This is a genomic window from Lactiplantibacillus daoliensis (genome assembly GCF_005405005.1).
In the GTDB taxonomy this organism is placed as follows: Bacteria; Bacillota; Bacilli; order Lactobacillales; family Lactobacillaceae; genus Lactiplantibacillus; species Lactiplantibacillus daoliensis.
Window position 1 is genome coordinate 102,414 of the sequence record NZ_BJDH01000002.1, and the last position, 24,682, is coordinate 127,095.

The 24,682-nt window shown below is 43.8% G+C and carries 25 protein-coding genes; 4 read left to right on the forward strand and 21 right to left on the reverse strand.

Annotated features, from left to right (window positions below; translation table 11 throughout):
* Complete coding sequence (gene gshAB, locus FFM64_RS02765) at window positions 1-2,253, reverse strand: bifunctional glutamate--cysteine ligase GshA/glutathione synthetase GshB (RefSeq protein ID WP_137606480.1); 2,253 nt, start codon at window positions 2,251-2,253, stop codon at window positions 1-3.
* Window positions 2,254-2,393: 140 nt separating this feature from the next.
* Here gshAB and FFM64_RS02770 point away from each other — a divergent pair, with 140 nt between their 5' ends.
* From FFM64_RS02770 to FFM64_RS02785, 3 genes are all read left to right on the forward strand, one after another.
* Window positions 2,394-3,674, forward strand: a complete 1,281-nt coding sequence (locus FFM64_RS02770) for a replication-associated recombination protein A (RefSeq protein WP_137606481.1) — start codon at window positions 2,394-2,396, stop codon at window positions 3,672-3,674.
* Window positions 3,675-4,134: 460 nt separating this feature from the next.
* Window positions 4,135-4,410: a hypothetical protein gene (locus FFM64_RS02780; RefSeq protein ID WP_137606482.1), complete on the forward strand. Its 276-nt coding sequence runs from the start codon at window positions 4,135-4,137 to the stop codon at window positions 4,408-4,410.
* A gap of 74 nt (window positions 4,411-4,484) precedes the next feature.
* Window positions 4,485-4,967, forward strand: a complete 483-nt coding sequence (locus FFM64_RS02785) for a universal stress protein (protein ID WP_137606483.1) — start codon at window positions 4,485-4,487, stop codon at window positions 4,965-4,967.
* A 97-nt stretch (window positions 4,968-5,064) separates the two neighbouring features.
* Here FFM64_RS02785 and FFM64_RS02790 read toward each other — a convergent pair whose 3' ends face one another.
* The 4 genes from FFM64_RS02790 to FFM64_RS02805 are packed head-to-tail and all read right to left on the reverse strand — an operon-like array spanning window position 5,065 to window position 8,244.
* Complete coding sequence (locus FFM64_RS02790) at window positions 5,065-5,838, reverse strand: hypothetical protein (protein ID WP_137606484.1); 774 nt, start codon at window positions 5,836-5,838, stop codon at window positions 5,065-5,067.
* Between the two features lie 15 nt (window positions 5,839-5,853).
* Entirely contained in the window at window positions 5,854-6,519 is a 666-nt protein-coding gene (locus tag FFM64_RS02795; RefSeq protein ID WP_137606485.1) for a zinc-ribbon domain-containing protein, read from the reverse strand.
* Between the two features lie 37 nt (window positions 6,520-6,556).
* A complete protein-coding gene (locus FFM64_RS02800; RefSeq protein WP_137606779.1) occupies window positions 6,557-7,666 on the reverse strand; it encodes a PrsW family glutamic-type intramembrane protease in 1,110 nt (369 codons plus the stop codon).
* 17 nt (window positions 7,667-7,683) lie between these two features.
* A complete protein-coding gene (locus FFM64_RS02805) occupies window positions 7,684-8,244 on the reverse strand; it encodes a DUF805 domain-containing protein (protein WP_137606486.1) in 561 nt (186 codons plus the stop codon).
* Window positions 8,245-8,524: 280 nt separating this feature from the next.
* Between FFM64_RS02805 and FFM64_RS02810 the strand changes: the two genes are divergently transcribed.
* Window positions 8,525-9,214 carry a helix-turn-helix domain-containing protein gene (locus FFM64_RS02810; protein ID WP_137606487.1) on the forward strand — a complete coding sequence of 230 codons (690 nt, stop codon included), beginning with the start codon at window positions 8,525-8,527 and terminating at the stop codon, window positions 9,212-9,214.
* A gap of 421 nt (window positions 9,215-9,635) precedes the next feature.
* On the opposite strand, the gene FFM64_RS02815 is transcribed toward FFM64_RS02810, so the two are convergent.
* The 16 genes from FFM64_RS02815 to FFM64_RS02890 all read right to left on the reverse strand — a co-directional run bounded on the left by FFM64_RS02815 (window position 9,636) and on the right by FFM64_RS02890 (window position 24,599).
* Complete coding sequence (locus FFM64_RS02815) at window positions 9,636-10,208, reverse strand: SdpI family protein (protein WP_137606488.1); 573 nt, start codon at window positions 10,206-10,208, stop codon at window positions 9,636-9,638.
* A 66-nt stretch (window positions 10,209-10,274) separates the two neighbouring features.
* A complete protein-coding gene (locus FFM64_RS02820; RefSeq protein ID WP_137606489.1) occupies window positions 10,275-11,171 on the reverse strand; it encodes a helix-turn-helix transcriptional regulator in 897 nt (298 codons plus the stop codon).
* 455 nt (window positions 11,172-11,626) lie between these two features.
* Window positions 11,627-13,180, reverse strand: a complete 1,554-nt coding sequence (locus tag FFM64_RS02825) for a glycerophosphodiester phosphodiesterase (protein ID WP_137606490.1) — start codon at window positions 13,178-13,180, stop codon at window positions 11,627-11,629.
* Between the two features lie 79 nt (window positions 13,181-13,259).
* The gene (locus tag FFM64_RS02830; RefSeq protein WP_137606491.1) at window positions 13,260-14,372 is read right to left on the reverse strand and encodes a D-alanine--D-alanine ligase family protein; all 1,113 of its coding nucleotides are present in this window, start codon (window positions 14,370-14,372) and stop codon (window positions 13,260-13,262) included.
* A gap of 101 nt (window positions 14,373-14,473) precedes the next feature.
* Complete coding sequence (locus FFM64_RS02835) at window positions 14,474-15,502, reverse strand: zinc-binding alcohol dehydrogenase family protein (RefSeq protein ID WP_137606492.1); 1,029 nt, start codon at window positions 15,500-15,502, stop codon at window positions 14,474-14,476.
* A 20-nt stretch (window positions 15,503-15,522) separates the two neighbouring features.
* Entirely contained in the window at window positions 15,523-16,497 is a 975-nt protein-coding gene (locus FFM64_RS02840; RefSeq protein WP_137606493.1) for a DUF2785 domain-containing protein, read from the reverse strand.
* 163 nt (window positions 16,498-16,660) lie between these two features.
* On the reverse strand, window positions 16,661-17,584 hold the full coding sequence (locus FFM64_RS02845) for an L-lactate dehydrogenase (RefSeq protein WP_137606494.1): 924 nt from the start codon (window positions 17,582-17,584) through the stop codon (window positions 16,661-16,663).
* Between the two features lie 137 nt (window positions 17,585-17,721).
* Window positions 17,722-18,549 carry a MetQ/NlpA family ABC transporter substrate-binding protein gene (locus tag FFM64_RS02850; protein WP_137606495.1) on the reverse strand — a complete coding sequence of 276 codons (828 nt, stop codon included), beginning with the start codon at window positions 18,547-18,549 and terminating at the stop codon, window positions 17,722-17,724.
* A gap of 55 nt (window positions 18,550-18,604) precedes the next feature.
* Window positions 18,605-19,297: a methionine ABC transporter permease gene (locus FFM64_RS02855; protein WP_137606496.1), complete on the reverse strand. Its 693-nt coding sequence runs from the start codon at window positions 19,295-19,297 to the stop codon at window positions 18,605-18,607.
* Window positions 19,290-20,321 (reverse strand): methionine ABC transporter ATP-binding protein, encoded by a 1,032-nt coding sequence (locus tag FFM64_RS02860; RefSeq protein WP_137606497.1) that lies wholly within the window; start codon window positions 20,319-20,321, stop codon window positions 19,290-19,292. Before FFM64_RS02860 ends, FFM64_RS02855 begins: the two co-directional genes overlap by 8 nt.
* A gap of 427 nt (window positions 20,322-20,748) precedes the next feature.
* Window positions 20,749-21,045 carry a glycine cleavage system H family protein gene (locus tag FFM64_RS02865; RefSeq protein ID WP_137606498.1) on the reverse strand — a complete coding sequence of 99 codons (297 nt, stop codon included), beginning with the start codon at window positions 21,043-21,045 and terminating at the stop codon, window positions 20,749-20,751.
* A gap of 32 nt (window positions 21,046-21,077) precedes the next feature.
* The gene (locus FFM64_RS02870; RefSeq protein WP_137606499.1) at window positions 21,078-22,283 is read right to left on the reverse strand and encodes an FtsW/RodA/SpoVE family cell cycle protein; all 1,206 of its coding nucleotides are present in this window, start codon (window positions 22,281-22,283) and stop codon (window positions 21,078-21,080) included.
* Between the two features lie 92 nt (window positions 22,284-22,375).
* A complete protein-coding gene (locus FFM64_RS02875; RefSeq protein ID WP_137606500.1) occupies window positions 22,376-22,603 on the reverse strand; it encodes a DUF2969 domain-containing protein in 228 nt (75 codons plus the stop codon).
* Window positions 22,604-22,858: a membrane protein insertion efficiency factor YidD gene (yidD, locus tag FFM64_RS02880; RefSeq protein WP_137606501.1), complete on the reverse strand. Its 255-nt coding sequence runs from the start codon at window positions 22,856-22,858 to the stop codon at window positions 22,604-22,606.
* Window positions 22,859-22,864: 6 nt separating this feature from the next.
* A complete protein-coding gene (mreB, locus tag FFM64_RS02885) occupies window positions 22,865-23,860 on the reverse strand; it encodes a rod shape-determining protein (protein ID WP_137606502.1) in 996 nt (331 codons plus the stop codon).
* A 184-nt stretch (window positions 23,861-24,044) separates the two neighbouring features.
* Window positions 24,045-24,599 carry a GNAT family N-acetyltransferase gene (locus FFM64_RS02890; protein WP_137606503.1) on the reverse strand — a complete coding sequence of 185 codons (555 nt, stop codon included), beginning with the start codon at window positions 24,597-24,599 and terminating at the stop codon, window positions 24,045-24,047.
* Between the last annotated feature and the right edge of the window lie 83 nt (window positions 24,600-24,682).

Consider the following 24,682-nt stretch of genomic DNA (forward strand, 5'->3'; position numbering starts at 1 on the left):
TTAAATTTCTGGAAATAATGTTTCTAATAATTGAGCCGCCACTGGCTGTGCCTGCCCAAAGGTTGGAAAAACATGTGGATATAAGAATGGTGCCGCATGAATACCTAGATACACCGCCATTTCTGGATGTTCTGGGGTGAATTCCGCATATAAATTAGGAATCATCACATCAAAACCCGCGACCTTTAACTTTAAATCAGCTGCCAACTGCTCGACAGCATCAATGTATGAATGATGCATATCGTCAGTGGCATCCAAAACGTCGGCCCCATTGCCAAAGGTAGCATCTTCACGCAAGAGAATCTGGGTTCCACGACTGACAACCGAATCTAATGCTAGGTGATACGATTTGAGCCGATAACGTTCAACCGTGCCCAACTTCAATTCAGATTGCGGATAGTCGAAGGCCGTTCCGCGTAACGGACGCGCATTCTTACGATCCAGCAAAGCTTGAACCGTCGTACGCCCATCACCAACAATATTAGCGGGCAAGCGTTCGATAACTGCTTTGACACGGCCATCAATCACTAAGAACCGATAGCTGGATGCCACAATCAATTCCTCGGCCATTACTGAGTTCGTCTGCTCGAACAACTGCCGGACCACTTGTTCGAATAATGCTCGCTCCGGCATAATCCGAAAAGCAACCACTGCCCTAGTGGTCTCGGTGCCTTTCAACACGATTCCCCCACCGGCTGCATAACGATCGTAATCATCAATCAATTGATTGGCCGACCGATAAGTTTGCGACGCTGGGACTTGAACCCCATGTTCAGCCATAATTTGCTTGGCTGCCGCTTTATGCGCGAGCACCGTCGTCAATGCCTGAGGATTTAAATCCGTCCCACTGCCATTAACGACTAACTGGGCAGTGCCGTTGTGCGTCAATCGCATAATTGAGGCTTGGGCATCAACCACATCCACTTTAATTCCCCGCGCTAATGCTTCCTGCGCAAGTAGCTGGCTTGACAAGCTCACTGACGTAAAACCTGGTAACTGAGCTGGTTGGGCTTGAGCGGTTGTTTGAGCGGCCTTGGCTTGCGCGATTGCCCAGGCTAACGTATCCGCTTGCATCGCTACTTTGGCACTCGGTGTTTGTTTCGGATCAGTCACCCGCGTCTTCAAATGCGCTAACAAGACCTGATCACTCGCTGGCAACCCGTTGGCTTTAACAAAATCACCTAACGCCGTCAAGACTTGTTCTGCTGGCGTGGCTTGGACACTCGCCGTCGTCGGATTTTCCGTCGTTACTTGAGCGGTCAACTGCTCAGCTTGGGCATTCACCTGACTGACCATGGCGGTCGGCAAAGCTGGCATCATCACAAAATAACTAGCAAGTAGCCGAATAAATTCAACCGCGTTTTTATCAACGCCAGTCGCGCTAGTCGGATCCAAATCTAAGCCACAATACTCTAAATAATAAACCCCTTGGCGGCCAAGTGTTGTCAGCTCACCAGTACTTCTGAAACGAACAGGACCAGCAAAATCACTGACCGTTTCGAGCTTTTTCGCCCGAACATCCGCTTGTAACTTGGCCACATAGCGGTCAATGGACGTGTAGTCCCCTTCAACACTATTTTTGCGTCCCGCTGGGCTATGAACGCTCGTGCGTTGCCGCTTTGACGTCTTATCAGCAACCGCTAATGTTGGGGTCGCACCAAACAAGTATTGAATTAACCAATTCATCCGGACGAAGCCTTGGGCGACTTTCAAATAAATAGCATTGCGAAAATCGACATAGCTTGAATACTGTTGATGAAAAGTTTCGGCATATAAGCGGGTGAATAATTGTTCATTAAAACTTAGATTAACATGCACACCCGTCGTCATTAATTTTTCGATTGGGACCCGTTTCAACTGTTGTTGACGTCGTTTGAACCCAACTTCGTCATCTTCCGCTAACGGAATTTCAGCTAAATCGGTTGGCAATACTGGCGCACTCGATAACGGCCATAAATACTCATCCGCAGGCAAGGCGCGGCGAGCAGTTGTATTTAATCCTTCTAAATATGACATCAGTGCCGACAAGTCGGCCATCGCTGGGGTCGTTAATTTTAATTGGGTCTGGGCAAACGTACTGTGAATCTGGTGATTCTGTTGTCGCGTACCAAAGACTCGTGGATACGGCTGTTTAGAAAGGCCACCCTGTGCATTCACTCGTTGCATCGTTACTTCTAGTCCGAGATTTGACTGACCGACTAGCGGTACTAATTGGTACTGCATAATTGCTTTTCCAACTGCATCGACTTCCATATTTTTATCCATCCTTATTATCTTGATAATTTCGTTGTATCATACGGCGCGTCATCGGTCAACATTGAAGCCAATCAATCGGCGCTGACGTCGGTGAATGCTATAATAATTAAGACTAGTTTTTTTGTAAGGAGGTTACTATGCAACAACCATTAGCCTATCGTATGCGTCCTAAAACAATTGAAGAAGTTGTTGGACAACAGCACTTAGTTGGCCCCGGTAAAATCATTGCCAGAATGGTGAAGGCCAAGCGCTTATCTTCAATGATTTTATATGGCCCACCGGGTACTGGTAAAACCAGTATTGCCAGCGCCATTGCGGGTTCGACTAAATATGCGTTTCGCATGTTAAACGCCGCAACCGATAGCAAAAAACAACTGCAAATCGTAGCTGAAGAAGCTAAAATGAGCGGTACCGTTATCCTGTTATTGGATGAAATCCATCGTTTAGATAAGACGAAACAAGACTTTCTGTTACCCCATTTGGAAAGTGGCCGCATTATTTTAATCGGAGCAACAACTGAAAATCCCTACATCAGCATTAATCCTGCGATCCGTAGTCGGACGCAGATTTTTGAAGTCCACCCCCTTGGTCCTGACGACATTGAAGTCGCTATCAATCGCGCGTTAACGGACGATGAACACGGTCTCGGTCAATATCAGGTTGAACTAGAACCGGCTGCCATGCACCATTTATGCACAGCAACCAATGGTGACTTACGAAGTGCCTTGAATGGATTGGAGCTAGCGGTGCTCTCTACAACCGACGACGCCAAAACTGGCATCACCATTACGCAATCAATTATCGAGGAATGCCTGCAGAAAAAGGCGCTCTCCGCCGACAAAGACGGTGATGCGCATTACGACGTCATTTCCGCGTTTCAAAAATCCATTCGTGGCTCTGATGCCAACGCTGCCCTTCATTACATGGCGCGTTTGGTCGAAGCCGGTGACCTCAAAAGTATCATGCGCCGGCTGATGGTCATTGCTTATGAAGACGTTGGTTTGGCCAATCCAGCCGCCTGTGAACACACCGTTGCGGCGTGTCAGGCTGCCGATCAATTAGGGTTACCAGAAGCCCGAATACCACTAGCTAATGCAGTCATCGAACTCGCGTTATCGCCAAAATCAAATTCAGCCATGGCTGCGATTGATGGCGCTTTGGATAAAGTTCGTAGCGGACATTTTGGGGATATTCCCGCTGATCTAAAGGACGCTCACTATTCAGGCGCCGCAAAACTGGGGCACGGTGTCGGCTATGTCTACCCACATGACCATCCTGGTGATTGGGTCGCTCAACAATATCTGCCAGACTCAATTAAAAGCGCCAAGTATTACCAGCCTAAGGCCAATGGTCGCTATGAAACTGCGCTTGGTGAGCAATATAAAAAATTATTAAAGGCAAACCAAAGTAACCGTTAACATCCTTACCATCAGTACAATCGTTGCAACTTTTATTTTAATATGCTAGACTAATAGTCGAAATTACTAAGGTGTGCGCATTGCTCTAAACAAAGTGTTGCCGAACAATTAATACTACTTTGGGACTGTCTTTAGGTAGCCATCATAACATGCCTTATCATTTGGTAGTTAGGAGGCTATACAGCCGGTCCCACCTGCCTTGAAGCGGGTCAATACTGAAGGGCGACTAACGGCACTACTAGTTTTTTTCGGAAGGTTACTTCCGTGGGTCAGGACTTGTCCTGGCCCTTTTTGTTTGACTGCAATTGAGGACATTTTGAGACCGACACAGCCAGTGGAAGCCTCAGTCTGCGCGAACACGTTACGACTATTCAAAAAAAGCGACAGCCGTTGTTGCAAATGTCCGAACCAATTCGATCTAAAAATTTAGATACAACAAACTTCACTAGGAGGTTCCAACTTGATCACCCTACTTTTAATCGTCTATACCTTAATCGCCGCGTGGCTTGGTTATTACTTAGTTACCCATCAAAATAAACAATTTCTCACTTTCGATCCCACCGAGTCGACAACCGTCCAACATGTTGCCCGCTATGGTGGTCGTTTAATGCTACTGGTTGCAATCGGAAGCGCCATCACTATTTTCTATCAAAGTACCGTCGTGATCGCGTTGGTGCTTGCTAGCGGTTGCTTAATTATGATGGCAATTGGCTTACTTCTCATCAGTTTCATGTAAATTGAGAGAAAACGCTTTTTATTTTTTACGAAAACCTTTACAATATAGGTATAAAGTATTGAGGGGTGAGAATGATGTTACAACAATACCAACACATCTTAGTTCCCGTAGATGGTTCTTACGAAGCGGAATTAGCATTTAAAAAGGCGGTCGCCGTTGCCAAACGAAACGGCCCCAAAGCGTCAGTTCATATGGTGCATGTCGTAGATACCCGTGCATTCCAGAACATCTCTAGTTTTGATACAACGATGGTTGAACAAGTCACCGATACTGCCCAAAAGACATTAGATAAATACGTCGAAGAAGCAAAGTCAGAAGGCTTAGACAACGTCGATTATTCTATCGAGTATGGTGCGCCAAAGACCATTATCGCACGCGATGTTCCTAAGGATTTAGGCATTGATTTGATTATGATCGGTGCGACTGGGTTGAATGCGGTTGAACGGCTCTTGATTGGTTCAGTCACAGAATATGTCACTCGGATGGCAGTTTGTGATGTTCTCGTCGTTCGGACTGATTTGGAAAACAAACCAGCACCAAAACCTAAGAAGAAGTAATTAAATAGATTATAAAAGGACATCATGACGATTTTCATTTTTGAAAATTTTGTCATGATGTCTTTTATTTTTGCATTTTAAATCAATTTAACTGCTACTAAGGCTTTTGTACGGTCCCATCTGGATAGACTATCCAGTAATAGCCATCCGGATTCATAAACACCCAATTCCCATTATCTAGCTCTCTTATCGCTAAGGTGTTATAAGTATAACCACCGAAATTATTAACCCAATTCACACTCTCACCCAAAATATTTTTTGCCTCTTGTTCAGTTAGCTCGTCGCTCTCATCATCAGTAGTCGTATCATCACTGCTGGTTGTATCGTCACTACTAGAGCTCTGATCATAATAACCCGTTACATTCTTGTTTTCCTTGGCCAATTTTGAATCACTCAAATTTTTGGAACTTGCTTTATCATGTTTGAAGTTCGCATAGGCAAGCTTGTTTTTCTTATTCAAGTATTCAATGATACCGTCACCAAGCGTCCCTTGTGCTGGGATTTTCTCAAACAGCTGATTAACCGTTTTAGTTTGTTTAGGCTGAACAGTCAGAATTCCCTTCTTTTTAGAAAATGTTTTATCAACAGGTAATAAATAAATAAATTTGGACTTATCAAATTTAATACCCTTTTGACTATTATTTGTCACTTTCATTGAGACAACATAAACAGGGTCTGCCTTCGAGTCCTGAGTCTCGTCCTGCTCAAGACTAAACGTAAAGTTAACCTTCTTTTTATCCGATTTACTTAAATCTTGGTAGTACACAGTCTTCGTTACAGCATTGTTCTTTGCTAAATGACCTTGAGTTAAACTACAACCCGACAGTAATAGTGCAATTCCAATTACCATGAAGCCCAAAACTTTTTTCATCTTTATTATTCCCCACTACTTAAAATCATTTTGATAGGCATCATTCAAATTAGAAATATGATCACTATAATAATCAATGGACATCTTATCTGACCAGGCGTATGGATTGTTCCCAATAATTGATGTGTGGACCTTCTTGCTAATATATGAATACCATTTAACATTATTGATATCAATGGCCATCGGTGCCTTCCTATTGCCATTTCCAACAGCAATCAAGTAACAATAATGAATTTTGCCATTTTCACCTTTTTTTACCGGGAAAACATACTTTCCTGTTCGCTTATTTTTATTCAAAAAGACCACATAGTCCTGCGCCAAAAATTCGTCACGATGATAGGTCCCATAATAAAAGACTGCTGAATTTAGAGTTGGAGAAGCATATTTTAAAATGGACGTCTCATTGGTCTGACCCTCAGGCAGGTAAGTCTTGTATTGATAAAATCCCCAACTACCCAGAATAATAACTGCGATTGCTACAATCCACAAAACAATATGGTGATTTGGTGTCTCAACTACCTGACTGGTTGAAACTTGTTCAACTTTTTCAGGTGTATTAACTTTCTCTATAGGTGCAACAGATTCGCTGGACACACCGATTACTGGCTGCTCAGCACCACAAAACGGACAAAAATTAGTCGACTCCTTAATTTGCTTCCCACAATTAACGCAAAATTTCATTTTTTCTCCTCCAAAATTCCATCATAATTACCTTAACCTAATTATGACTAGGCTGATCGACGCTGACCTGTTTTAACGTGCGCACCTCACGTAGTCCAGCATTGATTAACACCAACACCACTACCCACGCAATCACGATTAACAGCACCATTTTTTCATAATCAAAGCCTACCGGCGCATCCCAAAGTGCGTGTAAGGCAATGGCAATCACGAAGAAGCGAATAAAGCGACCATCTTCAAACGTTGCCGAACTTAACCGAGCACTGCCTTTGGCTAAACCGAGTGCTGCACCAACCATGGCGCACCACATTGTATGTGTGCCTAACGCACCAACACTTCTAATCAACAAGACCGACAAGCCCATATCGCCCGCATACCCAGCTGTCTCAAACGTAGCAAAGCCAGCACCAATGGCCGCGCCGATTAACAAACCGTTCAACACAAATTTGGTGTCAATCCGATTGATATAATACGCAATCATAATTAACTTACCCGTCTCTTCGACAACGGCAATGATCACGGCAGTCAGGATTGTTAATTTAGAAACATCTACAAATTCATATAAAAATAGTGAAACCAAAAGCGAGGCCACGCCACCAACCATAAATATTTTTGTAATTTTAAAAACACTAATATTTTTAAAAGTGTTAATTTCAAAAAACATGATTAACAATGAAAACGGCACTGCCAACGCGCTCACAGCGATTAACCCAACGTACATCTTTTCACCATTCAACAAATAGAAACTACCCACTAAAATTGCCACTGCGATGACAAATGAAGCCAAGACCCGTGAAAATAGCCATGGCTTAACCGGTGAATCGCTTACTTCAGTCAACGTCGGCGTGGTTTGCGCTGTCCCCGCAATAAACAACGACTCCGCTTCTTGTTCCGTATGCGAGTTGAATACTTCGCTAAACATACGCTTCAAATGGATCGGAACGCGTTTCTGTTCACCAGTCCAGCCGTTCAGAGTTTCCGTGGCAGAATCAATCAAACTCTTTTGCGCCGGTTTGGACGTCTGCACGATTGTTTTTGGTTGTGGTGCTTCAGCGACTCTGACAACCTTGGCGCCACAATAGTGACAAAACTTCGACTCACTTGGTAACTTTTGACCACAATTTGCACAATAAATAAACTCATTCATCTTAAATAGCACTCCCATTAACCAAAACGATTTGGCTGTGGATCACTTGGCTTACAGAACAAGACAATTACCAAAATGGCGCCAACTATCGGTATCAGGGCAAGCCAATAGTAGCCAAATGAATGGTTTGAATCATGTAGCCGACGACTAGCGACGGCTAAACTAGGAACCAAACAAGCCACCACCAAAATAATCATCAAAGCCATCCCAATATATTCACTTAAAAACAAATAGATTAAATAAAAAGCGCTATAAAAGAGATTGTAAACCAATACACTCCACCAGTATTGTGATCGACTACTGCGGCCATGAAACTGAGCATACCGCTTAAAATAATCCCGCATTGCGGCATCAATCCCACCGCTATCCTGTTCCTCATACCTAGTCTCTGTCCGTCTCTCAGTCTGACCCGATTGACTATTAGGTACCTGCTGATTAGTCACTGTCGGCTGTGGCGTAACAACCGTTTGTGCCGGAGAACCTGACGTAGCTGTTCCTTCAACCAGATTCAACCCGCAATTAGGGCAAAAACGTGCCCCCTCCACTAACTTCGTGCCACATTTAGGACAAAATTTCATGATACTATTCCTCCATTGTATTACTTTTGCGAACAAGCAAATCCAATTAATTTCCTCAAAAAAAACGACAATTGCTTATTCCAAAAGCAATCACTTTCTTTGATAGCATTGAATTATCAAGTTAAAACCATTCTTTTTGATTGGCCTGAATATTCGCACAGCTATATTGAATTATAATTTTTGTGTTTTACTTTAGCAAGCGTTTTTATTGGAAATACCGTTATATCAGTGTTAGATGTTTTTTCCCATTGCTATACTTATGTGATACAGAGGTGTTTTTATGGCGAAATCTACATTTGGCGAACGATTAAAACAAATTCGTACCAATAAAGGCTATTCCGTCCGTAAGGTGGCACTTTATGGTGGAATTTCCTCATCGTACTATTCCCAAATTGAGAACAACAAACGGAACATTCCAAAACCGGAAACTTTACTTAAACTCGCTAAGGGGCTACATATCTCGCATGATGAAATCTTTGAATTGGCAAAATTTTATACCGAGACACTTCGAAGCGCGGACAAATCGTTTAGTTTCAACCAAGAAACTGAAATTAACAATTCTGGTGCCATTATCCAAAATTTGATTAACTCCAATACCAAAGTTATTCTGCCAGATGATCGTCGCGTCTATACGAACCTTTCAGCTGAATCTCCAACAACCCCAGGTGACTATGTTTGGGTGAAAGTCTCAGATGACACCTTGACCAATGAAGGAATCATGACTAATGACTTAGCAATTGTATTGATCAAGTCTGTAGACGAGCCCTTTTCCGTTGAGTACGGTAGTAAACTGATTGCACTAAATCTCAATTCAAAAACCGTTATCCGGAGAGTCGTTCAAGACTACGCTAACAACTTTCTAGTTTTCAATTCAAGAGAACGTACTGAACCAATAATGATTCCTAAAAATAAATTTTCTGAATTTTTAGTCGGCCTAGTCGTCGGCATCCATCGCGAGATTTCCAATTAAAAAGACATTGCCTTGTGACTTGTAAAATCACAAAACAATGTCTTTTCTATTACTTAAAGGTTGAAAAACTCAAAAGCATCACAAATGTTGCAGTACCAGTAACCATCACGTCTAAAGTAGACTCACCTAAATTTAGCGCTCCGTCAGTCGATAACGAATTTATCAAAAAAAAGAACTACTGACTTAGCTAGAGGTTGTTGATGATAACATCGGACGTGCAGGTGGCGTTTGGCCGGCGTTTTTTAGCCGGCCTTACACCACGGACGGTCCGGGAGATTTGCGGTTTTGGCAAAGTTTCCGGACGAGGTTCAAGACGTTTCTATGGCTTGAACCGGTCCCTCGTTCGCATGCTATCAGCAACAACCGGAAGCGGGAATAATCGACTAGTTTTCATTACCTAATTGTTTCGAAATCAATACACCTAACTCATACTGTGCGGTCGTCGCGACAACCAATACGCATATACCACCGAAACAACACCAGCGATCAAAGCTGGAATCACAATTAGTGCCATACCAATTGTAGGCTTCCAAGCACTGATACCAATGCCTACCAGACCACCGACGTATAGTAGCCAGCCGCCTAACTGATTCGTTTTACGCCAAACAACTTCAGAAGCATAAGTCCAGCTGACTCGAATGCCAAGCACCCCATTGCGTGGCGCATCAACACATAAGATTCCAAAGAAACTAAGCATAAAACCAATTCCAATTTCATTGGCCTGCGCCGATACAAACCAACTTGGCACAACTATTAACGCGGCCCCGTAACCAAGCCAGCCTAACATCCAATGCCAAATAACTCTGCTTGGTTGCCAGTGGAAATTTTTAACCAACAAAAACGGCGTAAACCATGAAAGTAGATAGGCAATTGTAATCACGATCAACAACTGCTGTCCCAGCCGGAATGGTGCCTGAAAATGTCCCCAGAACCACATTAAGATTAAGGCATCTAACGCCCCCAGCAAAACGGCCGGTCCCCATTTTTTTACCATTTTAAATCCCCCTGACAAGCACAAAACACCCAGCCGATAGGATATCGGACCGAGTGTTAATGCTAACTAGGCTTCATTGGCCACTTGCAACGGTGCAATGTGGTAGGTTGCCATTTCCTTAATGATCTTCTGAGTCAAATTCTCATTGTGCGTCACCAGGCTCAACGCATAGGCCACATAATAATGGTCGTGCGCCGAAGCAACGTTGTTCAAGACAACTTCATTAGCGGCTTTTTGCGCATACAACCGGTCAAGCAAGTACAGTGACTGGCTTTCTTGCGCTTTCTTCAACGCCAAGTCAATCAATTCCAGTGCTTCCTCTGGGAAATTAATTTTCGCATATAACTGCGCTGCTGACGCGTAGATCAAAATTTCGTTTTGTAAATAATCATCATCGCCAATTGGCATGGCTTGTGCGTCCATGGTATGAAGTGTGGCAACCGCCTGCTTGACGAAAATCTCCGCCTTGTCATAAGATTGCTTCCGTTCATACGCTAACCCAGTGCCCAATGTTGCCAAAATGGCAAACATGTCATGACTTGACTTCACAAACTGGTTCAACAACATCCCAAAGTTGAAAATTGCTTCATCTGGATTGTCATTTAAGACTAATTGGATATAACCCTCATAGTAATAATATTGTTTTTTGTCCGTATTGCTACGCAGTTGTTTTGGCCGAATCTTTGTAAAGACTTCATTGGCCGTTTCTAACTGATCATGTCGAATCAAAGAATCAATTTTTTTGAACGTCCGGTATAACTGATCATCATTTTCAACAATCACATCTGACAAACGAATTCCTAATCGATTACAAATCTTCATCATAATTTTCATACTAGGAATCTTGCTCTTTTTCTCAATTAAACTAATCGTTGCTTGGGTACAAATACCCTCCGCCAATTCTTTCTGCGACATGCCTTTACGCTTCCGGAATTGCCGAACTTTCTCTCCCAATATTCTCATCTTAAACCCCTCTTTATGTCTACTGTCTCAACCTAACCCTAATTTGATCACCGTTGGGCCGACCCCACTCGCAAACCCAACGTCGCTAACACCTAATCAATCCTCAGGTTTCGATTAAATAATTAGTTGTCCACAGTCAAATTGGACAATACCAATTACGCATATTATTATATTCAGATAAGTGATAATACGCAAGAAATAAGAGTAATTCTTATTTAATATTAAGTTATACCATGCTCAATACACAAGTCCACTTATTAATTAGCCGGGGTTATGATTAGTAATTAGAACTAATTTACACTTTGTTAACTCAGGTATCGGACTAATGTAAACGATTCAAAATAGAACGCAACAACATTTATAATTATGGGACTGATATTGTCAACAATCCGCTTTTGACTTCGTTTTAGTCCCCTCCTTATATCTTAATCTTCTCATTTTTGGGCCATTCGCTATCATAAACTAATTACCCAATTAATAAGCTGGTAAAAATAATAGTGCGGGGCTTGTCCTTGTAAACGGCGCATCCGTCCCGGCTGATTCGTAATGAGTCCAGTTGGGCGCATGGCAGATAACCGTTGCAGTTGCATCGACCGATCCACGGTCCACAAGTAAACCGCCTTGTGTTCACGTTTAGCCGTTGCTAATTGCTCACGAGTCACCGTCAACGCCTGTAACGAATAGAAATTAGCAACATTGGGGGTAAATGCCGTCAGATAAAACGGCGTGATATACCCAACACGCAACTTTCGAGTGCGCTGCTTCAAACGGGCGAGAACTTGATAATCCAAAGAATGGACGGCACCACCTCGTTTTTCAATCGTCGTTGCGTACTCATCCGCGAACGGGGAAATCAATTGTACCGCGTCACCAATCGCTTTAATCTCGACTAGTAGTGGCTGATTTAATTTTTGTGCCGCGGTCAAATACTGCCTAAACGTACTCAACTCACCATGTTGACCGTGCTCGGTTAGCGGTAGTCCAGCTAACTGCTGTAACCGATAATCCTGAACTGGGCCTGACTTAGCCGCCAAGTTGCGTAAGGTTGGATCATGCATCACAACCCAGTGCTGATCGGCCGTTGGTTGAATGTCCATCTCAACATATGCCGGTTGAGTGGCGTGTACCGTCTTTTTAAGCGCGCTCGTGGTGTTCTGAACACCATCATCACCATTGACACCCCGATGCGCAATAATGGCTGGTGCCGTGGTTGGTGGCGTCTGAAGCCACCACGTCGCACTACCTAAGGTGACGACCATAAGCCCGGCAATCAAATAACGACCAGTACCTGTTCGAGGCTGTTGTGGCAACGTAAACCAACGCCCCCACCAACTGGCGAAGACAAGCCACAATCCCCCTTGTAGTCCGGCCAAGCTGACAATTGCGCAGACCCGACCGAGTCCCTCATTTAAGTTTTCCAGACCACCTGTCAGCAATATCAAACAAGTCGCTAAAACGAGCCAGCTCATTAACCAGCCAACGAAACCAACTAATTTCCGACAGACTGGCCACCAGTGCTGATGCCAACCTTGAAGCCACCAAGTTCGCCAGCCAGTTGGCGCTTGCAATTGGTCTCGCCAAGCTGGTAACCATTTGAGCGACCACAGCCAGATCACTGCCCAAATCGGCGCGACCCATGGTAACCAATCGTAGCGCGTCATCAGTATCACATTTTGCCATTCAGCGGGCAATTCAATGCTGGCCTGCAGCGTGGCTAAATAACCACCCCAACCAAATGGTAGCCAAATCACCGCTAATAACAATTGCCCCAGCCAAATGAACCAATGCTGACGCCAAGACCAACGTTGATGGCCACCGGTATGTTCAGCTAAGGCGGGTAACCAGAGACTCAACCCTAATAGCCCCAGTAAACTAAGCCAACCACCAAATTGAATGCCCAGCCATTTCACCACTAGTGCACCAATCAAGCCAATAACCCACCAAAGTCCGAGTGGACCACTGAACTGGTTGGCCCCCTTTTTCAAATCTGCCCAAATTTTCGTTACCATCGTCGCCATCTCCCAATATGAAAAAAAGGTGGTCGTGATGAAATCACTTTCATCTCAACCACCTCAACGAAACTCGCTATTATTCGGCGTCTAAGGCCACAAAATCATAATGAATTTCTGATTGGCGTTTGAATTCATCAAAACCAAGTTGAATCAAACGATCAATTAAATCGGTATAACCAATACCGGAAACTTCCATTAATTTCGGATATAAACTAATGTTAGTAAATCCAGGCAAGGTGTTAATTTCACCCAAATAAGGTTCGCCATCTTCCGAAACCAAGAAGTCCACGCGAGCCATACCTTTTAAGCCTAATGCTTTGAAGGCCCCGAGTGACATATCTTGAATCCGTTTCGTTAAATCAGCTGGTAAGTCAACGGGCAATTCGAACGTCACCCCACTCGCATCGACAAACTTATTATTGTAATCATAGAAAGTATCACTCTTAGGCACATCAATGGCACCCAGCTTGGATGCCACAGCATCTTCATTGCCTAAGATTGAGCATTCCACTTCGCGCGGATGATCAATGGATTCTTCAACTAAGATCTTGTAATCGTATTTGAAGGCATCCGCCAACCCATCCAAGTAATCTTGTTCATTTTCAGCTTTGTGAATTCCGACTGAAGAGCCCTGATTAGCTGGCTTGATAAATAAATGTGCACCAACATGTTCTTTCAAATATGCATAGGTCATTTGTTCCCGATTTTCAGGCGTCACAACCACGTACTTCGTATTTTGAATATGATGATGTGTTAAGATTTGCTTCGTAATATCCTTATCAAAGCTAGCAGCAGAAGCTAAGACGCCACTCCCAACGTAAGGTTTCTTCAATAACTTGAACAAGCCTTGTAAGGTCCCATCTTCACCTAGGTTACCATGCACGACTGGATAGAAAATATCAATATCCTTGGCCGCCGCCAAATTCTTGATTGGCGCCAATGGATCACTCATATCCAACTTAGGCAATTCTTCTGCCACGACTTTATCTTCTGGTTCACCAGCAAAAACCCGACGCGTGGCCGCATCACTTAAGATGATCCCGTTCTTGGTAATCAAGAATAAGTCGATCTGATACTTATTTTTGTCCATTGCATCGTAAATATTATGAGCGGAACGCTTCGAAACGTCATGTTCAGAAGAGTTTCCGCCAAACAACATGCCAACATGGATCTTTTTTTGTGTGTCCATTTTTTCGTTCATCCTATCAAGATTTATTTCATATTACGGCTTCTCTAATTCTACAATACCTAACTAAAATTGGAAATAGTTTTGCAACTTTGTAACCGTTATTATGCATTAAAGGGCGCGGTTAACACTAATTTACCTAACATTTGACCGGTTTCTACCGTAGCGTGGGCTTCAGTTAAAGTAGCTGCATTAATGCCGGCAATGACTTTTTTCGTCGTTGGTTTTAAGATTCCGTCATCGGCTAACTGAGCCATCTTGGCCAAAATCATCCCTTGCGTTGCCATTTCAGGCAATTGGTAATTAGACTTGGTAAACATGAACTCCCAAGCAAAGTTTAAACTCTTGGGTTTCAAAAGTGCCATCCGCAATGGCTTGGCATTCGTCACCACCGCTACAATCGTGCTCAACGGGCGCATTAATGGCGCCACAATCGGTAAATAATTGTCAGTGGATTGTAACAAGATGGCACTATCGACCAACTTAATCTGCTGAGCTGCCAATTGGGTCGCTAAATCTTCGTGATAATCCAAAACAATATCGGCGCCTAAATCTTTGACCCAAGCTTTAGTTTTTGCTTGACCAGCCGTGGTAATGACGGTTAAGCCAGCCCACTTGGCCAATTGAATAGCCACTGAACCGACCCCACCGGCCCCATTAACGATCAAGACCGAATGACCGACATTGGCATTCTTGGCTGGTTGCCATGCCAACTTTTCAAATAACGCTTCCCAGGCAGTTAGCCCAGTCAAAGGTAGGCCAGCTGCAGCCGTTTGTTCCCACTTTTTTGGTGCTAACGCCGCTAATCGTTCGTCGACCAGCTGATACTGCGCATTGCTGCCTGGCCGGTTATTGGCCCCAGCGTAATAAACGATATCATCCGTCATGAGACTGGTTACGGCCTCACCAACCGCAATGACGCACCCAACCGCATCAAAGCCTAGAATACGTGGGACGGTCGTGGTCGCCTGATTAAGTCGTTGCTTCGTGTCAATTGGGTTCACTGAGACTGCCTGAATTTCAACTAAAATATCGCGTCCAGTGGGCTGTGCCACAGCTACGGTAACATCTTCAAACGCCTGAGGTTCACTAATCGCATGACCGGCATAGACCCCGACTGCTTTTGCTTGCATCAATGTAACTTCCTTTCAAACTAGCCTAAAAATTCTAATTCATCATCTAAATAATCCACAATTGACGTTGGAAAATCATCATGCAACGCCATCGCTTCCAATAACCGGTTACGATTAAATACTCGCGTCCAAGCGGCTTCGGTTGCTGGCGCCGGTTGCATCACTAATTGTTGATGCCACTTCTTAAAGGCTCGCAACAAGTAGTCTGCATAGAGATCATCTTTATTGGTAATCAGTGCCAAATAAGTAGATAACCGTTCAGCTTCACCAAAGATGAGCGGGGTTGTCAGCCGTTGATACCGCTCAATCAAACAGGCCAACATCATTAATTTATCGGCTCGCGCCAAGTCACCTTCATCGGCCAACTCATCCAATAAATTTCCAATATGCGTGAAAGCATGGGCCCAGCCATGGTCTGCGACAAAGCCACGGGTGTCACGTTCCAAAAGTAAATAAGTGGTAAATTGTTGAACCACGGTCTCTAGCCGTGCCGGGGTCATAAACGACATCCCAGCATGATCCGCATATAGCAGTACCGACAGAATCAAAATTGAAAATGACCGTTGATAAATGGCCTCATTCTCAGGTTGATCAATATGCGTAAAAAGTTGGTCATCTTGAACCAACGTATCGAAGATCGTCCCTAATTGGTCGCTCGTTAATAGTTGTTGTTGCAACGCTTCATTCAACAAATAGTAACAGCCACGATCACGAACCGCCGCATTAGTTGAGCCTAAATGTGCCAACAACAGGCTTAACTGCTCATCCGTAATCTCAGTGAGATTGCCAGCGTCCAAGCCAGCATGTAATTGTTTGATTAAGTCTAACGCATCACCATCATCTGGAATGGTAACAGTCGTTGCCGGTGTGACTGAAACTTGTTCAATCAAATCACCCAGCCGTTGTGGGAGTGATTGATACAAGTCACCAGCACGTAACTGCTGACGTAACTTCAACACGTCAGCTTTTAAAGTTGCTAATTTCTGTGCTTCCATAATAACCTCGATTGCTCAGTTTATCTCTTTATTTTAGCATGATTGGCGGGCTTTGCACATTGTTGACACGTTAATTTGAGTCGCCAATGGCAACCGCAAACAGACCTCAACAAAAAAGCCGCCCAACGAGACCCTCGTTGCAGCGACTTAACTATACAGCATTCTATTTGACTGCTTGTGGTAAGACGTCAACTTTCGAATTGATGAATTTCGCAGATGACGCTAATGAAGCTTTCTCGTCCGGCGTTAAGTCTAAATGAATTAAAGATTCGATGCCGTTTTTACCAATCACCGCTGGCATCCCAACGTAGGTCCCAAAATCAGGATCAAAGGCTGAAACTGGACATGCCAATTGTTCATCCGCACTAACTGCTTCTGCTAGCCGCACACCACAAGTTGCGATGGCGAAGTTAGTGTAGTGTTTCCCGGCCATAACCGCGAAAGCGCCTTGACGTGCGTCTTCCTCAAGCTGTTTTAAGTCCAAATCATGGAAATTCGCAATCGGTTGACCATTGACCGCAACCGTTGACCAAGCCACGAATTGTGAGTTCCCGTGTTCACCATAAACATAGCCGGCAACATTTTTACCATTCGTATTCAAGGCCTGACCAACATACTTCTGCATCCGTGCCGTGTCTAAGAACGTCCCGGTCCCAAAGACTCGGTTGCGGTCAAAGCCAGTCATGCGTTGTAAATAATCGGTCATGACATCACAAGGATTCATAATATCAATCAAGATGCCTTTAAAGCCAGAAGCCACAATTTTTGGCGCAATGTCGCGAACAATCGCTTGATTAGACTCGTATTCACCGAAGCGCCCTTTTGAACTGTTCATATCAATCGCACCGATATTCCCAGAAGCAACAATCAAAACTTCGGCATCCGCTAAAGCGGCATAATCGTTCAAAATTATTTTAGTTGTTGATCCCAAACGTGGCGAAGCATCATCCAAATCCAACTTTTGCGCTTGTGCCAAGGCTTCGTTATGATCAATCAAAACTAATTCATCCACGGTCCCATGTTGTACTAACGTATAAGCCACTGTGGCCCCAACTTGACCTAAACCAATCACACCATATTTACGCATTACACTAACTCCATTCTGTAAGTTATTTGCTAAGATTAGCCTACCTTGCAAGGCCGCTAAAGTCAAGCGGGGCCTAGTCTCATGCGATTTTAATGTAACTAAAAAGCCGGTCATTTTCAGACCGACTTTCCGCAACTTTAGTTGGTTGATGCAACGGGTAAAATCGCACCCTTGTAATGATTCTTAATCCAAGTTTGAGTACTCTTCGAACGCAGTGCTTTCATTAATTTCTTAATGGCTGGCTTATTCTTATCACCCTTCCGAACAGCCACAATATTTGCATATGGCGAATCGGATTTTTCAAGCGCGATCGCATCTTTACGTGGATCCAGACCGGCTTGGACAGCATAATTAGCATTGATAACCACCGCGTCGCCTTCATTATTCTTGTAGAATTGAGGCATTAGCTTGGCCTCGTATGAATGTTTGAAGACTAAGTGCTTCTTATTCGTGGCGATATCACTAAACTTCGCTGAGGTGATATCCGTCCCAGGCTTCAAGGTAATGAGTCCCGCGTCTTTGAATAAGGTCAAGACCCGACCGTAATCAGCAACATTGCTGCTGACAAGGACCGTAGCCCCATCTTTTAAGTCTTTGAGATTTTTAACTTTCTTTGAGAAAACACCAATTGGTTCCAAATGAACCGCACCAGCTGAAACTAACGTCCCGTTATTTTCTTTATTCCAATTATCCAAGAATGGCACGTGTTGGAAATAGTTGGCGTCTAACTCTTTGGAAGCCAACGCTTTATTTGGTAAGACGTAATCTTGGAAAACCTTAACTTTTAAGTTAACGCCTTCCTTTTTTAATTCTGGTTGGATATGTTTTAAAATCTCAGCATGTGGGACTGCTGACGCCCCGACAGTGATAGTCGTCGTTTTTGATGACGATGATTTGCCACAACCGACTAATAAAAAGGCAGTTGCCGCCACAGCTAATAACCCTAAAATCCGCTTTTTTCGCATACTCAATTCCTCCTAATCAACTTTGTTGAACCCTTTTTAAAATTGCTTGAAACCTTTAATTAGCGCGTTTATCGATGCGCTTAACTGCAAAATCCCCGATAAATTGGAAAATGAAGACAATGATCACGATAATCACAGTGGCCACTAAGGTAATCGCATTATTATTCGATTGAAACCCATCTTGGTAAGCTAAGTTACCAAGACCACCGGCACCAATGGCACCCGCCATCGCGGTATAACCAATCAACGAAATTGTGGTGACAGTAATTCCGGAAACTAACGCTGGCAAACTTTCTGGCAAGAGCACCTTCCGAATAATCTGCCAACGCGTTGCCCCCATGGACTCGGCAGCTTCAACCACGCCATGATCCAGTTCATGAAAAGCTAATTCAACCATCCGGGCGTAGAATGGTGCTGCGGAGATGATCAATGACGGTAATGCTGCTCTAGGACCGATAATTGTCCCAACCAATTTTTGCGTAATTGGTAACAACAAGACAATCAGAATAATAAACGGAATGGAACGGAAGACGTTGACGAACAACGCAACGATCCAATTGAGCAACTTGGCTAGTGGGTTCTGACTGTTGGTCGTTTCAAATAATAGCAAGCCCAACGCAATCCCTAAAATAGCAACCACAATCATGGAAACCAAGGTCAACCAAATTGTTTCCCAGGTCGAACTGATCATGTTACCCCAATCGACATTTGAAAAGTTAAAATATGAGCCTAATCCCTGACTATTCACGATTTAAGACCTCCGTTTCAACCCGCATTTTTTGTAGATAAGCCAGTGCGCCATCGATTTGATCCTGGTCACCGCTAATTTGAATGTAGAGCGACCCAATCGCACCTTCCTGCGTTTGATGAATCGCGCCTTCAATAATATTTAAGTCCAGTGTATATTGTTTCAACATCTCCGAAACAATCGGTAACTGCGCTTGATCACCATGGAAGGTCAACTGAACAATCGTACCCTTGGGATACTTTTCAAGCAATTGACCAACGACCGCTGTGGTTTCGTTCAAGGATGGTGTGACTTCTTCATTCACAAAGCGCTTGGTAACCGCCTGTTTTGGTCGTTTAAAGACTTCCAATACCGGCCCTTGTTCAACGATCTTACCGTCTTCCATGACGGCCACATGATCCGCAATCTTACGAATCACGTGCATTTCGTGGGTGATCAGTACAATCGTCAAATTCAACTTTTTATTGATATCCAACAGTAAGTCAAGCACTTCATCCGTGGTTTGTGGATCCAAGGCACTCGTCGCTTCGTCAGAAAGTAAAATTTGCGGCTCATTCGCCAACGCTCGGGCAATCCCGACCCGTTGTTTTTGCCCACCGGACAATTCTGACGGATAAGCGGTCTCACGACCAGACAACCCAACTAATTCAGCCAAATGCTCAGCTTTTTGCTTGGCGTCTGCCTTGCTGTTTCCCGCAATTTCCAATGGAAACATGATATTTTCCAAAACGGTTCGCGACCACAATAAGTTAAAGTGTTGAAAAATCATGCCAATTTTATGCCGCTGTTCCCGTAATTTGGCACCGGTTAACGCTGAAATCTCAACCCCATCGATATTAACCGTCCCACTCGTCGGCGTTTCAAGACCATTCAGCATCCGGATCAAGGTACTCTTCCCTGCCCCAGAATAACCAACGATTCCGTAGATGTGGCCGTCTTCGATTTTTAAATTCACATCTTGGACCGCGTGAACGACGCCTTGTTTACTATCAAACGTTTTGGTCACGTCTTTAAATTCAATCAAGTCAATTCCTCCTTATGCCTGTTAATTGGTGCAGACCAATTTAACAACTTAATCATTTATCAATCTCAATCATATTGCAAACAAAAAAGCTCCTCATCCCATTAGTTATGATAACCATCATAACCAATAGGACGAGAAGCTTAGTCTCGCGGTACCACCCATCTTTGCAACCTGCTCACACAAGCTGTCTCAAGAGTTAGTTCTTAACTCGGCACGATAATGGGTGCAATCCAAACCTGGCTAACCGAAGCTCACCAAATTGCATTGTTTCAAGACCATCTTCCGCTTCACGCCTAATCTCATTGCACCAAACTGAGACTCTCTTAGTAGTCGTCACCGCGTACTCATCTTTTCAAAATGACATTTTCTAATGAATTATTAATGTCCTGAGTATACCGAGGAGTGTTTTGCTTGTCAACCCCGAAAATTAATCGACGTCAACTAACCAAGCGACCCCATCTTCTAAACTATTCAATGCCGAAAAGTCGTCTGCCAAGGCTGGATTAACCGCCGTGACAGTCCCATTAATTGGGCTATTGAATTCGGAAACTGCTTTAGTGGCTTCAATGCTCAGAAAAGCTTCTTTTTGGCTGACCTTGTCACCAACAGCAGGTAATTCAGCATACTTCACTTCGCCTAAAGCTTCGTGAGCCGCCTTTGTTAACCCAATCCGGGTGTGACCGTCAGTATCTTTTGTCCAAAAATAATTTGCATCTTCACTCATATCCAACACCATGCTTTCCTTGATTTAAGACCTTATTCAAACCGATCATTGCGGCTAAACATGTAGGACTTGTAATGGAACCGCATCGACATGATTAACCCAATCCCAGCCATGTTTGCAATCAACGCCGAACCCCCTTGGCTAATAAAAGGCAAAGGAATCCCAGTCATTGGTAACAGACCAATGCTCATCCCAATATTTTCAAAGACATGGAACAAGACCATCATAATGACACCTGTTGAAATGTACGCATAAAACTCATTTTTTGTATCAAAGGTTACTCGAATCATTTGATAAATTAATAAGAAATATAATAAAACAACAATGGTACAACCAATGAAACCAAAGTTCTCACCAATGACGGAAAAAATCATATCGGATTCACGAACTGGCACCGTCACGTGTGAGACATTAAACCCACGGCCAGTAATTTGACCAGAACCAATTGCCTTCATACTCTGCCAGACTTGATAGGCGTTGTTAGACGTATCAGTCGCTGGATTCAACCAAGTATCAATTCGGGCAAATTGGTAAGCTTTAAACCCGACTGCTTCCAAAATGTGACGGCCGCTAGTCGTGATAACTAGAAAAAGCACACTCCCAGCAAACGCAAACACAATGGCAAACGCTGGTGCAAGTAACCGCCAAGAAATACCAGAAACGAGAATCACACCACCTAAAATAGCGAAAAAGACTAACATTGTCCCAAAGTCATTTTGTAATTTTAATAAAATAATTAATGGTATGGTATAAGCCACTAACTTACCAATTAACTGCCAATCACCAGGCGTTGTGTGGGCTGGATATTCCGTATTATGCGTCGTCACCACGCGCCCTAACATCAGAATAAATGCGGGCTTCATAATTTCAGACGGCTGGAATGTTAACGAGCCAACGGCAAACCAACTCTTCGCCCCAGTACTAGCATACATCGAGCGACTGTAAAGTACTAAGACCGCCACTAACAGGAATATACCAAACCAGTAGGCAATCGGTGCGACCCGCCAAAGTTGTTCGGAGTCAAATTGCATAATGATGATGGCTAACGTCGTCCCAATCACAAACCACATGACTTGCGTCACAACTTGCTTGGTCACGTTAACCACACTTGAATCGTGACTGGCAGCGACATAAATTGAGGCCAGCCCAATCAAGCCTAGCATCATGATTGAGAAAATTATTCCCCAGTCAATCCGTGAATCTTCTGCTTGACCACGAAGTCTAGATTCTTCTGCCACAATAATAACGCTCCTTATTCTTCTAAGATAAGCTTGATTATACAACAACCTGGTGCCGAATGAACGGAACCAGGTTGAAGGTTAACTAAAAATTAGCCTTTGTGCAAATGGTACGCTGAAAGCACTTCTTGTAAACTTTCATCGAACGACTTGGTGTGTGCGAAGGGTTGTGAATCACTCGCCAACTCTGCATCAAACCGATCTCCCATTTGGGTTACTTGGCCAATCACTTTTTTGCCAATCAAAACTTCAGTGATAGTTTGATCATTCACGGTCGTTTCGTTCAGCGTCACTGAAACTGCTTTATCTTTACTTGACAATTACTTTTCCTCCTTAAAGGCCGGATTACGACGTAATGAAAATTTCTCTGGCACCGGATCAAAGCCACCTTTGACAAAAGGTTGGCACCGTAAGACCCGGGCTGCCCCCATCAAGCCGCCACGTGCAGCGCCAAAACGGTCGATGGCTTCGATCGTGTACGCAGAACAAGTGGGCCAATAACGACAGTGTGCCGGCGAAAACGCAGAAATCGCTCGTTGATACCAGCGAATACTGCTAATTAAGACGTGTTTCATCGCCAATTATTTTTTAGCACTCTTTTGCATGTGTTCTAGCAAGATTCCGGCACCTTGCGCCACATTATTCAATGGGTGTTCGGCAACCATCACTGGAACCTTCAAGTTTTCACTGATTAACTGATCTAAGCCGCGAAGTAACGCGCCCCCACCAGTAAGCATAATCCCACGATCAATAATGTCCGCAGAAATTTCTGGTGGTAAGGTTTCCATCACATGATGCGCCGTTGAAACGATTTGCATCAAGGTGTCATGAATGGCAACTTCAACTTCATTGGAATCCATGTCAATTGACCGTGGCATCCCAGTCACCGTATCCCGACCCCGAACTTGCATAACTTGGTCTTCATCCTCATCCTGCTTGAAGACTTGGGCAATCTGAATTTTGACATTTTCCGCAGTTCGTTCACCAATCAACAAGTGATGTTCATCTTTGACGTAGTTGGCAATGTCTTGGTTCATCCGGTCGCCGGCCATCCGTAGTGAGCTGCTGGCAACAATATCCCCTAAGGATAAGACAGCGATGTCACTAGTCCCACCACCAATATCGATAACCATGTTGCCACGTGGTTGGAAAATATCCATGCCAGCACCAATGGCCGCAACTTTAGGTTCAACTTCCAAGTAAACTTTACTACCACCGGACTTTTCAGCCGCCTGTAAAATCGCCTTACGTTCGATTTCAGTGGTGTTCGTTGGGGTACAGATCATAATACTTGGGCGTGACATAATCCCACGCACGTTTAATTTTTTAATGAAATAAGACAACATTTCTTCGGTAACATCAAAATCTGAAATTACCCCGTCCTTCAATGGTCGGATTGCCCGAATGTTGCTAGGGGTCTTACCAACCATTTGGTAGGCTTCGGACCCGACTGCTAATACTTGATTTGTATTCGTATCGATGGCAACGACAGATGGTTCATTTAAAACGATGCCCTTTCCTGATACGTAAATCAAAACATTGGCAGTACCTAAGTCGATACCAATATCTAAAGCCATGTTTTTGCTCCTCTCAAACTTGCAGTTATACAACTTTTCATTATAGCATACTCAATACCGCCTGCGAACTAGTCGTGTGCGGTATTTATTGGTTTCAATTTTAAAATCATTTTTGATCATGCACCTGAATGTGGTGTCCTTCAAGGGCCACTTCTCGATTCAAAGCATCTGTTGCCGTACTTATCTAGTCATCACGCCGCTTGGACCATTCGTCAACCGTCAACGAATAGACAGCCTCATCCTTGTATTGACCATTAATTAAAATGTTCTCACGCAAGGTCGCATCCAAATGATACTGACGGCGTTCGGCAACGGCACGACTATGCTTATTGACCACATCCGCGTTTAAATTTAATTTGTGCAAATCAAGTTCAGTAAAGGCGATTTCTTCGACACGTTCGAGTGCCTTAGTCATCACCCCATTGCCAACATAAGCTTCACCCAACCAATAGCCAATGTTACCGTGGTGGTTGACTGAACTGATGCTATGGACGTCAATCATCCCAGCAACTTCCCCATTCACCACGATCGTCGCGATGAAGACTTCACCCTTAGCTTGTTTAGTCAACATGCTTTCAATAAAGTGACGTTCATCACTCACGGTTGCCGTACTCTCAACCCAAGGCATCCAGGGCGTTAAATGTTGACGATTCGCATCTACCAAATTAAACAATGGTTCGGCATCTGCCACTTCCGTTGGTTTTAATGAGATATGTTTATCAATAATATTTATGAACATACTTGTTCCTCCTGAATGACTTTTTTCATAAAAAAACCTTCAAACACGAGTTTATCGCATTTTGAAGGTTTTGTAAGCTATTT

Excerpts from the sequence above, each read along its gene's own strand:
- FFM64_RS02805 (WP_137606486.1), bottom strand. The coding sequence starts at position 8,244 with ATGAAATTTTGTCCTAAATGTGGCACGAAGTTAGTGGAGGGGGCACGT.
- FFM64_RS02835 (WP_137606492.1), bottom strand. The coding sequence starts at position 15,502 with ATGCAAGCAAAAGCAGTCGGGGTCTATGCCGGTCATGCGATTAGTGAA.
- FFM64_RS02890 (WP_137606503.1), bottom strand. The coding sequence starts at position 24,599 with ATGTTCATAAATATTATTGATAAACATATCTCATTAAAACCAACGGAA.
- FFM64_RS02790 (WP_137606484.1), bottom strand. The coding sequence starts at position 5,838 with ATGAAAAAAGTTTTGGGCTTCATGGTAATTGGAATTGCACTATTACTG.
- FFM64_RS02800 (WP_137606779.1), bottom strand. The coding sequence starts at position 7,666 with ATGAATGAGTTTATTTATTGTGCAAATTGTGGTCAAAAGTTACCAAGT.
- FFM64_RS02845 (WP_137606494.1), bottom strand. The coding sequence starts at position 17,584 with ATGCGTAAATATGGTGTGATTGGTTTAGGTCAAGTTGGGGCCACAGTG.
- yidD (WP_137606501.1), bottom strand. The coding sequence starts at position 22,858 with ATGAAACACGTCTTAATTAGCAGTATTCGCTGGTATCAACGAGCGATT.
- FFM64_RS02830 (WP_137606491.1), bottom strand. The coding sequence starts at position 14,372 with ATGGACACACAAAAAAAGATCCATGTTGGCATGTTGTTTGGCGGAAAC.
- FFM64_RS02770 (WP_137606481.1), top strand. The coding sequence starts at position 2,394 with ATGCAACAACCATTAGCCTATCGTATGCGTCCTAAAACAATTGAAGAA.
- FFM64_RS02840 (WP_137606493.1), bottom strand. The coding sequence starts at position 16,497 with ATGGAAGCACAGAAATTAGCAACTTTAAAAGCTGACGTGTTGAAGTTA.
- gshAB (WP_137606480.1), bottom strand. The coding sequence starts at position 2,253 with ATGGAAGTCGATGCAGTTGGAAAAGCAATTATGCAGTACCAATTAGTA.
- FFM64_RS02795 (WP_137606485.1), bottom strand. The coding sequence starts at position 6,519 with ATGAAATTTTGCGTTAATTGTGGGAAGCAAATTAAGGAGTCGACTAAT.
- FFM64_RS02810 (WP_137606487.1), top strand. The coding sequence starts at position 8,525 with ATGGCGAAATCTACATTTGGCGAACGATTAAAACAAATTCGTACCAAT.
- FFM64_RS02865 (WP_137606498.1), bottom strand. The coding sequence starts at position 21,045 with ATGAGTGAAGATGCAAATTATTTTTGGACAAAAGATACTGACGGTCAC.
- FFM64_RS02820 (WP_137606489.1), bottom strand. The coding sequence starts at position 11,171 with ATGAGAATATTGGGAGAGAAAGTTCGGCAATTCCGGAAGCGTAAAGGC.
- FFM64_RS02815 (WP_137606488.1), bottom strand. The coding sequence starts at position 10,208 with ATGGTAAAAAAATGGGGACCGGCCGTTTTGCTGGGGGCGTTAGATGCC.
- FFM64_RS02825 (WP_137606490.1), bottom strand. The coding sequence starts at position 13,180 with ATGGTAACGAAAATTTGGGCAGATTTGAAAAAGGGGGCCAACCAGTTC.
- FFM64_RS02850 (WP_137606495.1), bottom strand. The coding sequence starts at position 18,549 with ATGCGAAAAAAGCGGATTTTAGGGTTATTAGCTGTGGCGGCAACTGCC.
- FFM64_RS02785 (WP_137606483.1), top strand. The coding sequence starts at position 4,485 with ATGTTACAACAATACCAACACATCTTAGTTCCCGTAGATGGTTCTTAC.
- mreB (WP_137606502.1), bottom strand. The coding sequence starts at position 23,860 with ATGGCTTTAGATATTGGTATCGACTTAGGTACTGCCAATGTTTTGATT.